Annotated in this window: 14 protein-coding genes; 6 read left to right on the top strand and 8 right to left on the bottom strand. The window is 70.5% G+C overall.

What is annotated here, in order from left to right:
• Window positions 1–337 precede the first annotated feature (337 nt).
• The 3 genes from VFE05_17015 to VFE05_17005 all read left to right on the top strand — a co-directional run bounded on the left by VFE05_17015 (window position 338) and on the right by VFE05_17005 (window position 3,833).
• The gene (locus VFE05_17015; GenBank protein ID HET6231779.1) at window positions 338–1,051 is read left to right on the top strand and encodes a glycerophosphodiester phosphodiesterase family protein; all 714 of its coding nucleotides are present in this window, start codon (window positions 338–340) and stop codon (window positions 1,049–1,051) included.
• Between the two features lie 100 nt (window positions 1,052–1,151).
• Window positions 1,152–3,329 carry a hypothetical protein gene (locus tag VFE05_17010; protein ID HET6231778.1) on the top strand — a complete coding sequence of 726 codons (2,178 nt, stop codon included), beginning with the start codon at window positions 1,152–1,154 and terminating at the stop codon, window positions 3,327–3,329.
• 90 nt (window positions 3,330–3,419) lie between these two features.
• Window positions 3,420–3,833, top strand: a complete 414-nt coding sequence (locus VFE05_17005) for a cupin domain-containing protein (GenBank protein ID HET6231777.1) — start codon at window positions 3,420–3,422, stop codon at window positions 3,831–3,833.
• Between the two features lie 69 nt (window positions 3,834–3,902).
• Here VFE05_17005 and VFE05_17000 read toward each other — a convergent pair whose 3' ends face one another.
• The 3 genes from VFE05_17000 to VFE05_16990 form a co-directional block, all read right to left on the bottom strand.
• On the bottom strand, window positions 3,903–4,202 hold the full coding sequence (locus tag VFE05_17000; protein ID HET6231776.1) for a hypothetical protein: 300 nt from the start codon (window positions 4,200–4,202) through the stop codon (window positions 3,903–3,905).
• A 6-nt stretch (window positions 4,203–4,208) separates the two neighbouring features.
• Entirely contained in the window at window positions 4,209–4,433 is a 225-nt protein-coding gene (locus tag VFE05_16995; protein HET6231775.1) for a hypothetical protein, read from the bottom strand.
• Between the two features lie 212 nt (window positions 4,434–4,645).
• Window positions 4,646–4,876: a hypothetical protein gene (locus VFE05_16990; protein HET6231774.1), complete on the bottom strand. Its 231-nt coding sequence runs from the start codon at window positions 4,874–4,876 to the stop codon at window positions 4,646–4,648.
• A 317-nt stretch (window positions 4,877–5,193) separates the two neighbouring features.
• Between VFE05_16990 and argR the strand changes: the two genes are divergently transcribed.
• Window positions 5,194–5,643, top strand: a complete 450-nt coding sequence (gene argR / locus VFE05_16985; protein ID HET6231773.1) for an arginine repressor — start codon at window positions 5,194–5,196, stop codon at window positions 5,641–5,643.
• Between the two features lie 199 nt (window positions 5,644–5,842).
• Window positions 5,843–6,529 (top strand): phosphatase PAP2 family protein, encoded by a 687-nt coding sequence (locus tag VFE05_16980; GenBank protein ID HET6231772.1) that lies wholly within the window; start codon window positions 5,843–5,845, stop codon window positions 6,527–6,529.
• A 194-nt stretch (window positions 6,530–6,723) separates the two neighbouring features.
• On the opposite strand, the gene VFE05_16975 is transcribed toward VFE05_16980, so the two are convergent.
• The 3 genes from VFE05_16975 to VFE05_16965 form a co-directional block, all read right to left on the bottom strand.
• Window positions 6,724–7,230 (bottom strand): hypothetical protein, encoded by a 507-nt coding sequence (locus tag VFE05_16975; protein ID HET6231771.1) that lies wholly within the window; start codon window positions 7,228–7,230, stop codon window positions 6,724–6,726.
• A 99-nt stretch (window positions 7,231–7,329) separates the two neighbouring features.
• Window positions 7,330–7,950 (bottom strand): GNAT family N-acetyltransferase, encoded by a 621-nt coding sequence (locus VFE05_16970; GenBank protein HET6231770.1) that lies wholly within the window; start codon window positions 7,948–7,950, stop codon window positions 7,330–7,332.
• A gap of 262 nt (window positions 7,951–8,212) precedes the next feature.
• Complete coding sequence (locus VFE05_16965; GenBank protein HET6231769.1) at window positions 8,213–8,488, bottom strand: hypothetical protein; 276 nt, start codon at window positions 8,486–8,488, stop codon at window positions 8,213–8,215.
• A gap of 190 nt (window positions 8,489–8,678) precedes the next feature.
• On the opposite strand from VFE05_16965, the gene VFE05_16960 reads away from it, so the two are divergent.
• The gene (locus VFE05_16960) at window positions 8,679–9,488 is read left to right on the top strand and encodes a zinc ribbon domain-containing protein (protein ID HET6231768.1); all 810 of its coding nucleotides are present in this window, start codon (window positions 8,679–8,681) and stop codon (window positions 9,486–9,488) included.
• A gap of 328 nt (window positions 9,489–9,816) precedes the next feature.
• Here VFE05_16960 and VFE05_16955 read toward each other — a convergent pair whose 3' ends face one another.
• Both VFE05_16955 and VFE05_16950 read right to left on the bottom strand, forming a co-directional pair.
• On the bottom strand, window positions 9,817–11,136 hold the full coding sequence (locus tag VFE05_16955; GenBank protein ID HET6231767.1) for a DUF1501 domain-containing protein: 1,320 nt from the start codon (window positions 11,134–11,136) through the stop codon (window positions 9,817–9,819).
• A 161-nt stretch (window positions 11,137–11,297) separates the two neighbouring features.
• On the bottom strand, window positions 11,298–11,481 hold a 184-nt coding region (locus tag VFE05_16950; protein HET6231766.1), incomplete at its 5' end, for a hypothetical protein.

Below are 11,481 nucleotides of genomic sequence, written 5' to 3'. Positions count from 1 at the left end.
GCCCCCCCCGTGACAAATCATTGTAGGGGTGCGATTTATCGCATCCGCGCCAGACCGTCCAGCGATTTGGGCTCGACCGAAACGCGTAGACGCATCCCTGCGGCACCGGGCATGAGATGGGGATAGACTGGCCGCCCTGTTTCATGGCATCGGCGGAGATGTTGGGCAGATCGACGTCTCGGTAGATCCCTTCAGGCGAAGGTCTTCGGATGCGATAAATCGCACCCCTACAATGATTTGTCACGGGGGGGGCAGAATCGCAACTGGCGGTCCGTCGTCGTTCGTCTCCATCCTATCTCGCTCGTCCCGCACCCTCAACCACAAACCTGGAACGCCCATGCTCGAACTTTCCGACCGTCCTCTCATCCTTGGCCATCGCGGCGCGGCGGCGGAGTTGGCGGAGAACACGCTGGGGGCATTCCGGCGCGCGGTGGAGCAGGGCGCGGACGGCGTGGAGCTGGACGTCCAGGTGTCTGCCGACGGGGTGCCGGTGGTCATCCACGATCCCACTCTGGAGCGGACGACGAACGGGCGCGGCGCCGTGTCGTCGCACACGTGGGCCGAGCTTTCGCGGCTTCATGCCGGGCCGGGCGAGCCGCTGCGCAGCCTGTGGGACGTGGCGCGCTGGGCGGCGGATGCGGGCGCGTGGCTCAACGTGGAGCTGAAGGCCGAGGGCGTGGCGGAGGCGGCGCTCGGCGTGCTGGAAGAAGCCGACGTGCTGGAGCGGACGCTCGTCTCGTCATTCCTGCCCGCCGCGATCCGCGAGGCGGCACGCTCGGCGCCCCAGGTCGCGCGCGGCGTGCTGACGGAGACGTGGGACGCGGCCGTGCTCGACCTGGCGGACGAGGTGGGTGCTGGCGCCGTCTGCCTGCACCATCCCCTCGCGACGGAAGCGAACCTCGCCGAGCTGGCGCGGCGCGGGCTGGACGCGGTGGTGTGGACGGTGGACGACCCCGCTCGCATCGCCGGGCTTCTGCGCGCAGGGGTGCGCGTGGTCATCACCAACCGCCCCGACGCGGGCGTCCGCGCACGGAAGGAAGCGGGGCTCTGAGCGTGGATGGCGCGCGGCTTGCCCATCCGCGCCTCCTGACGACGTGCGCCCGCCGACCCCGGCGCTCGCGCGCGATGACGCCCACCACACGCCGGAACCCTTGAGAACGCTGCGCCCAACCCTGCCCGCAGTGCTGCTCCTGGCCGTGAGCATCGCCGCGCCCGCCGCCGCCCAGCTCGTGATCGGCGGGCCGCCGCCGCCGCGCGACACCGCGGGCGTGTTCGACAGCCCGGCCACCGCGGCGCTGGTGGACCGCGTGATCGCGGCGGGCAGCGGCGTGCCCCCGGAGCTGCGGGACTACCACGCGACCATGAAGAGCGCCGCGTATCTCTCCGTGCGGCCGGACTCGGCGCCGGGCGGCGAGCAGCCGGTGACCATCGACGAGTTCGCGGGCGAGGTGCGGTGGGAGCGCGGCGGCGCGGTGCTGCAGCGCGTGCGCGGCCACCGGGTGCGCATGCTGGCGCCCACGCCGTACACCATCGGGACCATGCTGGAGAGCCCGTGGGTGATCCCGCACCTGTACGGCAACACCATCGACGTCTTCCAGCTCGCCCCCACCGCCTCGCAGGGCACCCGCGTCTCGCGCGCCATCCACCCCTTCTCCGCGCGGGGCGAGCAGTTCTACCGCTACGCCGCGGGCGATACGGTCCGGATCCGCACCAGTGAAGGCGCGACCACGCTGATCCCGGTCACGGTCTCCAGGCGCGCGGGAGCCGTGGTGGGCCGCGAGCAGCTGGTCGTGGGCACCTTCTACGTGGACGTGGACCGCGCCGCGGTGGCCCGCGCGCGCTTCGGCTTCGTGCAGCGCGGCGGGGGCTTCTCGCTGGCGGAGACGGGCGTGTTCTTCGACCTGGAGAGCGGGCTGGTGGCGGGCCGCTACTGGCTGCCGTACCGCCAGCGCCGCGAGATCCAGATCACCTCTCCCCTCTTCGGCGGGGCGGCGGCGATCCGGCTGGTCACCACACTCTCCGGCTTCCAGGTCAATACAGGTTGGCAGCCAGAGGCGCCCGGCCGCTCGCGGCTGGTGCTGGACCTGGCGCCGCGCGGCGAGAACCCGTTCGCGGGCTGGCCGCGCGAGATCGGGGCGCAGGAGGGCGGCAGCGACATCGCCGACTTCGGCGACCTGCGCGAGGTGGTGCGCCCGCAGACGGGCGGCGGGCCGGTGAAGGTGGCGCTGCGGTACGAGCACGGCGAGCACCTTTTCCGCTACGATCGCGTGGAGGGGCTGTACCTGGGAGGCGGTGCCCTAGCCCAGCCGCGCGACGCGGCCAAGCGCTTCTGGGACGTGTACGCCACCGCCGGCTGGGCCTTCAGCGAGGGCACCGCGCGCGGCGAGGTGGACGCGCGCTGGCACCCCATGCCAGTGCCCGCCGCCGGTGCGCCAGTATGGACGTACTCCGCCGGCGCGTACCGGCGGCTGGTGGACACGCAGGTCTTCCGCAGCGCGCTTCGCTGGGAGATCGGGCGGTCGCTGAACGCCGCGCTGTCAGGCGTGGACGAGCGCGACTTCTACGACAGCAAGGGCGTGGAGGCGTTCGCGACGCGCCGCAGCGGCCCGTGGACGGCGAAGCTGGGCGGCCGCTTCGAGCGGCAGGACTTGGTGACCAAGCACACCGACCGCACGATCTTCGGCGCGAAGGCTCGCCGCTTTCCGGACGTGGGCCCGGCGGACGAGGGCACCCACGGCGCGGTGGAGGCCGACCTGCGCTTCAACCGCGGCGCCGGGGCGTTCGGCCTGGGGAACAGCCTGGTGGCGGGCGTGCACGGCGAGACGGGGCTGGCGGACTTCCGCTTCACCCGGTTCACCGCCATGGTCTCCACCCGCCGCGACACGCGCTTCGTCTCGGTGCTGGCGCGCGCGGACGGTGGACAGGCATTCGGCGAGACGCCGCCGCAGTACCTCTTCCGCTTCGGGGGCGACGAGGGGCTGCGCGGCTACCGGCTGCGCGAGTTCGGCGGGTCCAGCGCGGCCCTGGCGCGCGGCCGGCTGCTGCTCCACCTTCCCCCATACGGCAACGAGCCGCTCTTCCGCATCGGCTTCTTTGCCGTTCCGCCGCTGCGGCCCGCTGTGGTGCTGGCGGGAGAGACGGGTTGGTCCGACGTGTCCGACCGGTCGGCCGCGGCGCTGGCGCGGCTGGGCTCGGCGCCCACGGACGGGTGGAAGGGCTCGTACGGCACCGGCGTCAGCATCTTCGACGACGCGGTGAGCGCCGAGTACGTGCGGCCTACCGGCGGGGGCAAGGGCAAGTGGTACGTGGGATTCGTGCAGTGGTTCTGAGCGGGTGAGCGGCCCCCGGCTTGCAACGGGCGGGCGGGGCCGGGGGCGCCAGCGCCCCACCGACGCAAAACCAGACCGGAGCGCAGACCAATGTCGTCCATCAACCGTCCTCTCGCGGGTCCCGTGCTCACCTTCGACCTGGGCCGGCAGATCGCCGAGATCCGCGGCGAAGAGGCGTTCCAGCGCAGCGGGCGCGGCGGGCGCACGCTGGCCAAGTCCGGCCGCTTCCGCCTGACGCTCACCGCGCTCACCGCGGGCACCGAGATCGGCACGCACCAGGCCGACAGCCCCATGACGCTGCAGGTGGTGGAAGGCGGCCTCCGCTTCCGCGCGGGCGACCGGGACCACGAGTTGCGCGCGGGCGAGGTGCTCTTCTTCGGCCCCGGCGACGCGCACGACATCCGCGCCACCGAAGACAGCGCGCTCCTCATCACCATCTCCGCCATCGGCGACGACTTCCAGCGCGACGCGCAGGCCCGCGGCACCGACGGCTTCGGGGGATGAACGGCTGGGGCAAGTAGCGGGCGGTGGACGACAAAACGAAGGGGGAGCCTCGGTTCGGCTCCCCCTTCGTTATTGCTTTGGCTTCTTGGCGTAGCGCCCGATCTCGTCGTGAGCCACGATGTCCACCAACACCAGGTGTGAACCCTGCGGGATGTAGATGATTCGATCTCCACGGTTTACGTACGCCTCGTGGTAGTGCCTGTCGGGTTTGATTGCGTGCGTTTTGAGGCTGGGGTGGGCGGGATTGGAGAACAGCAGTAGTGCACGAGCGGCGGCCTGCTTGCGAACGGCGTCCTGCAGGGTTGCCAGGGCCTTCTCGTAGCGGGGTGTGACTTCGAGCGTGAGGAAGGCCGGTGCGGATTGGCGCACCAGCGGCTACAGGCAACCGTTGAGATACGCCAGTGCATCCGCGGGCGAATCGAACTTCTTGGTCCGACCCTCGCAAATGTCCGTCTCGGACTCGGCGATACGCGCTTGCATCTCTGGATGGTCGAACCAGTTCCAGTCGCCCTGCTTCTTCACACGGCGCGCGCTGCCGGCTGGTCGGATCGGCGCCGAGGTTTTCTTGGCCGTTCCCGAGGACATCTTGCCGTGTGGCATCCGCTCGTCTCTTTGTCTCAGTGTATGGCCTCGTCAACAAATTCATCCAACGAACATCTCACTTAAGAAATTATCAGCAGCAAAAGACGGATTGTCAATCCATTCGCGGCCGCGACCACCACACACAAGTGTCTGCCAAACGATACTTTATCAGCCTTCTGCCCTGCGACTCCGCGGCGCTCGTAACCACGGACAGCCGAGCAGAACCACGCCTACAGCTCCTCGATGCCGATGGTCTTGCGGTCGCGGACGCCGGCTTTGGCGAGGGCGGAGTTCATAAGCTGCGGGGTGAGGTCCTTCTCGGTGGTCACCAGCCACAGCGCGTCGTCGTCATCGTCGTTGTCCGTCTCGATCTCCGCTTCCAGCACGCGGGCGATGGCGGCCTGCGCCTCGTCGGAGAGATCGTCCATGCTGCCGTTGAACCGTACCTCGTAGCTGATCATCGTCCCTCGTAGTGGAAGGTCGGTTGCGCGTCGAAGTGAAGACTACCGGCCGGACGCCTCCGCGACAATCGCACCGCCGCAGATGAGACGGCGCGCCGATGCGTCGGCTTCCCCCGAAACCGAGCCGCCGCGCCGAACAGGTAGCGCGCACCCGTCCGCCCATCCGCATCGTGCGCCGCGCATCAGCCGCAACGCGCCGGGCCGCACGCGCTCCGGACGATTCGCTTGCGCCGTGCGCATCTGCGCATCTACAATCCGTTCGTCTCCGGCGGACCGTGCGAAGCGGCCGTCCGCGTTCCATCTGCCGAAAGCACTTCTTGAAGCCCCAGCGACACGCGGCGATCCTGGACCTGGTGCGCGGGCAGCGCGTCTCCTCGCAGGAGGTGCTGCGCGAGCTGCTGAACGCGCGCGGCATCGAGGTGGCGCAGGCCACGCTCTCGCGCGACATCCGCGAGCTGGGGCTGGTGAAGGTGCCCGACGAGCACGGCGGCGCGCTCTACACCCTGCCGGCCGACGTGGTGGACCCCACGCCCACGCTCGCCCGCCTGCTGCCCGCGCTGTATCTGGGCGCGGACGGCGTGGGGAACCTGCTGGTGGTGAAGACGCTCGTGGGCGGCGCGCAGCCCATCGCGGTGGGCATCGACTGGGAGGAGTGGCCGGAGATCGTGGGCACCATCGCCGGCGACGACACCATCCTCGTCATCCTGCGCGACGAGGGCTTCCGGGCGAAGGTCGTCAAGCGCCTGGAGGAGATCGCCGGCATCTAACGGCGTGGTATGACGGGGGATGTACTGAAGCGGGAGCCGCGCGCGTGCAGTGCCGGCTCCCGTTCTCTTTTTTGCCGCCCGACGACGTACACTAGCGGATGCTCGGTTCTGGACCGGAGATGAGCAGGCGCCCCCGGCGGGACAAACGCCTGTGTCCGTCAGATACGGCGCCGGTACGGAACTGGCTTCCGGGGCCGGCATGACCAGAACCGAATCGACCGACGAACAAGCCGAGCGCGACGATGCCCGGCGGCGGGTGGTCGCACTGGCCGCCATCGCCGTGGCGGCGGGCGCGTGCTTCGCCCGTCTCGCCGTCGCGGTGCGCAGCCGCGACACCGCCGAAGCCGACGAGGCCGTGCACGAGGCGACCGCGGTGCCGGAGGAGCATCCCGTGCGACAGGCCGCATCCACCATCGCGCCCGCGGGCAAGAAGCGGATGTACATTCCCGCCGCCATCTGCGCCTCCGCCGGCCTGCTCGCGGCGCCGGGTGAGCAGGACGCGGCGACGCTCCGCTCGCGCGGCACCGGGGCCGGGGCGATGCTGCTGTCCGCCGTGGCGGCCCGGGGGCTCAACTCCGCGTTCGACCGCTGGCTTCCCCAGCCGCCGCCGCCGCCCAGCCATCCGCCCGACCGGCCCGTCTTCCCGAGCGGCCACGCGTTCGGCCCGGCCGCGCTGTCGCTCGTCACGGCGTACGTGCTGGCGCGTGAACGCCTCGCCCGGCCCGAGATCACGTTTCCCGTCGCGCTCACGGTGCCGCTCGTGCTCGCCGGCGCGCGGATGCTGGAGGAGAAGCACTGGGCGTCGGACGTGCTGGGCGGCTATGCGGGTGCGATCTCCCTCTCCGCCGCCTGCCTCGCCGCCTACGAAGCGATGCGCCTGGAGTAAGCGTGCATCGCGGGATCGACGTTTGTCAGCCGGTAGATGTGCAGAAGCGGCAATCCGGAGATATGCTCCGGGCTGCCGCTTCTCAGTTGCCTCATCCGGAGATGCGCGGCGTTTGTTGAGCGTTCGCGCTGCAGAAAGTCTGCGGATGCGATGAATCGCACCCCTACAACCGCAAGCAGTAGCTCGGCTTACGTTCAATCCTTCGAGAAGACCATGTCGGCGACCATCTGGCCGCGGGGGGAGTCGTCCACGCGGTGGACGGTGAGGGTGCGACCGTCGGCGCTGAGGCTCCAGTCCTCGGTGGTGACGCCGGTGAACGGGTGGTCGCCCATGGGGATGGTGCGGGCGATGGTGATGTGCATGCCGCCGTCGGTGACCGCCGCCTTCAGCTTGGTGGGCACCGGCACCGGCCCGTTCTGCATGCGGATGCTGGTTTGCGTGTCGGTCTCGCTGCCGTCCAGGTTGTAGACGAAGCTCAGCGAATCGGTGTGGCCCAGGATGTCCACCTGCACGCCCACGTCCAGGTGCGCGGCGTCCTGTGTGATGTCCAGGCGATGGCTCTTCACCTGCGAGTAGTAGGGCGGCAGGCCGTGGCTGCGCGCCATGTCCAGCGTCCACGCGCCGGCATAGTTCGCCGCCTGGGCATGCGCGGACGCGGCCGTGGAAAGCCCCAGCGCAAGCGCGAGAAGCAGCTTCTTCATCTTGATTTGTCGGGTGTGTGGGATCGATGCGCGCCCGGTGAGGCCGGGCACGTGTGCGGGCGTGCGGCCCGTGCGAGAGGGCGCCCCGCCGCGCCTACCTCAGACGCCGCTTCGGCCGGAAGGGTTGTCCGGCGCCGAAGCGTCGCCGGCAGCCGCGGAGGGAGCGGGCTCCGACGCGTACACCAGCACCTCTGTTCCGCTCGGCTGGAGCGCCACGGGCTCACCGAGCATGAAGCCGATCTTCTCCAGCAGCCGCGCGGAAGCGGTGTTGTGCGGCGACACCAGCGCGATGATGCGCCCCACGCCCAGCGCGCGCCGCCCGTGCTCCATCACGGCGAGCACCGACTCGGCCGCGAAGCCCTGGCGCCAGAACTCCGGCACGAAGGCGTAGCCCACATCCACGTCGGCGAACTGCTCGCGGCGGATCAGGCCGCACATCCCCATCGGCTCGCCCGTCTCCTTCAGCGCCACGAGAGAGAGGCCGTGGCCGTTCGTCTCGTAGCTCTTGATCGGCCCGCCGGTGAGGTACGCGACGGCATCCTCCACCGTCCGCACCCCGCGGTCGCCGATGTTCGCCACGAACGACGGCTCGTTCAGCAGCCGCAGGATGAACTCCGCATCGCCCGGCGTGAACTCGCGGATGACCAGCCGCGCCGTCTCGACGACGATCGCCCCGCTCCCCAGCGATCCGACATTCGCGTCTCCGGCAATCTCGCTCACGCCGTTACCGCCCGCGCCGCAAGGCCGGTCTGCGCCGCGGGAACGAGGTCGAACACCTGGCGCGCGTTGGGGATCATATCGGAGGCCCGGGATGTCAGCTTGCCGGCGAGGTGGACTGGAAGCCGAATCTCCATCGCTCTGCCCCGAAGGCGCAAGAGGACGCGCGGTTGGGGGCGGCCGGAAGATGGATGAAAAAGCGAAAGCCCGGCGAGTGCTCGCCGGGCCTGCCCGCTTGGTCGGATCCTTCAACGCCCTGGAGGCGCTACGGCTGGAGCGTGGGTACCAGCTCGGTGTGCAGCTTCTGGAGCATGTCTGTGGGCACCTCGTACATGCGGGCGATGTAGCCGAAGGTGACGCCGTCGTCGCGCAGCTCGCGCAGGCGGTCGGCCGCCAGGGCCAGGATCAGCTTGGCGCGCGCCTCGGCATGGGGATCCCGCTGCTCGTCGTCCAGCCGCAGGTGCCTGCTGCGGCGTTCGGTGCCGGTCCGGCGCTCGTGTATCTCGCCCGTCCATGCGGGCAGACTCGCTTCGCGAATCATGGGGTCCTCCGCCTTCTCGGCGTACGGGGTCGGACTTGGGGTGGGGCGGCATGAACAAGCATTTCGCGTGCCCGCTTCGGGGCACGCGGAGCGCGGCTTGGCGGGAGATGGACGGCCGCACTTGAGCGAGGTCCGCACCGCGCGTAGATTTGCCGCGCCCGTACCCCCGCTCTCCCGAAAAGCCGGACGAATGACCCAGACCACCCCCTGCCCGTCCTGCGGCGCCGCCGCGGCGGGCCGTTTCTGCGCCGAGTGCGGCGTGGCGCTCAACGCCGAGTGCCGCGACTGCGGTACCCCGCTTCTGCCCGGCGCGCGCTTCTGCAACGAGTGCGGCCGCCCCGTGGCCGCCGGCACCGAGCCCGTGGCGCCGGCCCGCTCGTCGTCGCTGCCGTGGATCATCACCGGCGCGGCGCTGGTGGCGCTCATCGCCGTGCTGCTGGTGCCCAAGCTGCGCGAGCCGGAGCCCGCGGCGGCGGCCGCGCTCTCTTCTTCGTCGCAGCCCGCGGCGCCGCAGGGCCCGTTCGCGGGCGGCCAGGGCGGGCCTGCCGGCGACGCGCGCTCGGTAGACATCTCCAGCATGAGCCCGCGGGAGCGCGCGGACCGGCTGTTCAACCGCGTGATGCAGAACGTCTCCACCGGCGACACCACGCAGGCCCGCAACTTCCTCCCTATGGCGATCGCCGCCTACGGCATGGTGCCCGACCTGGACGCCGACGGGCACTACCACCTCGCCATCCTCCAGCTGGTGGCGGGCGACGGCAAGGAAGCGCGCGCCGAGTCCGACTCCATCCTGGCGAAGGACCCCAAGCACCTCTTCGGCCTCTTCACCGCCGCCCAGGCCGAGGCGGCGATGGGCAACGCCTCGGTGGCGAAGACCTTCTACAAGCGCTTCGTGGACCTCTACCCGTCCGAGATGGCCCGCGGCCTCCCCGAGTACAAGGAGCACGCCCAGGCCCTCCCGCCCATGAAGGAAGCCGCCGAGAAGGCCCTCACGCAGTAGCCTGATCGCCGGTCGAAAGATGCAGAAAGGGCCCGGAGCGTTCCGGGCCTTTTCTGCATCTATCTGTATGTAGGGGTGCGATTTATCGCATCCGCAACTTTCCGACTGCGATGCATTTCAGGACCCGACTGCCGCACATCTACCGTGATCCCGCCGACTCGCCGTTCGCCGCTACCCCTATCTTCAGAGGTCGACTTCGGCTGCCCATCTACGACCCGATCCCTGTCGTTCGTCCGATGCGTCTCCATGACGAGAGGATCGGATGCGATGAATCGCACCGTACGCGCCGGACGTGAGTCGTGCTGCCCGATGCGGCGATGACCGCGAGTCATCTCAGCACGCGGCGATACTTGGACGGGTCGAGCGAGTAGCCGGGGAAGACGCGGTCCAGGTGGGTGGCGCCCAGGTGGCGCGCGGTGACCTCGGCGAAGACGTCGCGGAAGTCGGTGGTCACCTTCAGGTCGCGGCCTTCGTAGAGCTGCGCCGGCTCCAGGCCCGGCCAGTCGCCGTAGACCTTGCCGCCGGCGACGCTTCCCCCCAGCACCATCATGCAGTTGGCGTGGCCGTGGTCGGTGCCGCCGGTGCCGTTCTCGGCCACGGTGCGCCCGAACTCGCTCATCGTGAGGATCACCACGTCTTCCATGCGCTCGCCCAGGTCGTCGTGCAGCGCACGGATGCCGCGTGCAAGCTCGTCCAACCGCCTCGCCAGCTGCCCGTCCGCACCGCCCTGCGCCACGTGCGTGTCCCACCCGCTCAGGTCCGCGAAGGCGACCTCCACGCCCACTTCGGCCTTCACCAGCTGTGCGATCTGCCGAAGCGAGCGCCCGAAGTCGCCCGCCGGGTACTCCACGCCCGGCCGCGACGCGTAGCGCGCCGGGTCCACCTTCCGTAGCACCGCCGCGGCTTCCATCCCCTCGCCCGCGGCGGCGGAGACGGCGTCACCGGTGCCCGTGCGGTACATCCGCGCGAAGGTCTCGGAGAGCGCGTCGTCGCGCCCGCCCGCCACGCCGAAGCGCTCCAGGTCTGCGATGGCCAGCGTGGGCTCCGCGCCGCGCAGGGAGAGCGGGAGCGTGGCGCCCATCGCCACGCCGCGGAGCGAGGCCACGCCGGTCTGCCCTGCCGCGTGGTCGGCGGCGTGTGCCCGCGCGTCGGCCAGCGTGCGGCCGGAGCAGTCGTGGCAGTCGGTGGCCCCCAGCACGCGGTTCAGCCAGCCGTCGCGCGCGTGGCCGTCCGGGCTGGCGGTCTCCATCACGTCCTGCGCTTCGAAGTGCGAGCGCGTGGCGCTGGGGGACCCCGCCGCGTGCACGATGGCGAGCTCCTTCCGCCCGTACAGCTCGTGCAGCGGCTTCAGCGAGGGGTGCATGCCGAAGAAGCCGTCCAGGTCCAGCGCGCCCCGGTCGCTCCGGCGCGACGGGTCGGCGATGGCGATGGAGCGGCGGCCGCGGTAGTACGCCGCCTCGCCGAAGGGCACCACCATGCTCAGCCCGTCCACCGCGCCGCGCTGGAAGATGCAGATCAGCGTCTTCTTCCGTGCCGCCGCGCGCGTGTCGGCGAGCAGCGAACGGGTGACGAACGCGGGCGGCAGGCCCATGGCCAGGAGCGCCATGGCGCCGCTCTTCACGAAGACGCGCCGGTTGATGGGGTCCATGCGAGTACCTCCAGAGTGCGTGGTGCTTGCTGCGCTTCGGTGGATGGGGTGTGGGCGAGAGGGGCCCCCTCCCCCGGCCCCTCCCCCAAAACTGCCTGGGGGAGGGGAGAATTCGATGTGACATTTGGCTTTCGTGCTCGATTCGCTGATTCCGTCGACTGCTATCGTCGTTGGAAGCCGGGGGAGCCGAGAACGAGGGCGGCGGCGCGGGCGGCCAGGCGCTGCGGGTCGGCGGCGTCCTGGGCAGCGAGGTCGGCGCGGATGGTCTCCAGCAGGCGCGGGTCGGGCGCGGCGGCGAGGAGACGGGTGGAGAGCGTGCGCAGCTCCGCATCTCCCAGCCGCTGC

This window comes from Longimicrobiaceae bacterium (genome assembly GCA_035696245.1).
In the GTDB taxonomy this organism is placed as follows: Bacteria; Gemmatimonadota; Gemmatimonadetes; order Longimicrobiales; family Longimicrobiaceae; genus DASRQW01.
This window is presented reverse-complemented; position numbering and strand designations above follow the sequence as displayed.

Excerpts from the sequence above, each read along its gene's own strand:
- VFE05_17005 (HET6231777.1), top strand. The coding sequence starts at position 3,420 with ATGTCGTCCATCAACCGTCCTCTCGCGGGTCCCGTGCTCACCTTCGAC.
- VFE05_16965 (HET6231769.1), bottom strand. The coding sequence starts at position 8,488 with ATGATTCGCGAAGCGAGTCTGCCCGCATGGACGGGCGAGATACACGAG.
- VFE05_17015 (HET6231779.1), top strand. The coding sequence starts at position 338 with ATGCTCGAACTTTCCGACCGTCCTCTCATCCTTGGCCATCGCGGCGCG.
- VFE05_16995 (HET6231775.1), bottom strand. The coding sequence starts at position 4,433 with ATGCCACACGGCAAGATGTCCTCGGGAACGGCCAAGAAAACCTCGGCG.
- VFE05_16980 (HET6231772.1), top strand. The coding sequence starts at position 5,843 with ATGACCAGAACCGAATCGACCGACGAACAAGCCGAGCGCGACGATGCC.
- VFE05_16955 (HET6231767.1), bottom strand. The coding sequence starts at position 11,136 with ATGGACCCCATCAACCGGCGCGTCTTCGTGAAGAGCGGCGCCATGGCG.
- VFE05_16975 (HET6231771.1), bottom strand. The coding sequence starts at position 7,230 with ATGAAGAAGCTGCTTCTCGCGCTTGCGCTGGGGCTTTCCACGGCCGCG.
- VFE05_16960 (HET6231768.1), top strand. The coding sequence starts at position 8,679 with ATGACCCAGACCACCCCCTGCCCGTCCTGCGGCGCCGCCGCGGCGGGC.
- VFE05_16990 (HET6231774.1), bottom strand. The coding sequence starts at position 4,876 with ATGATCAGCTACGAGGTACGGTTCAACGGCAGCATGGACGATCTCTCC.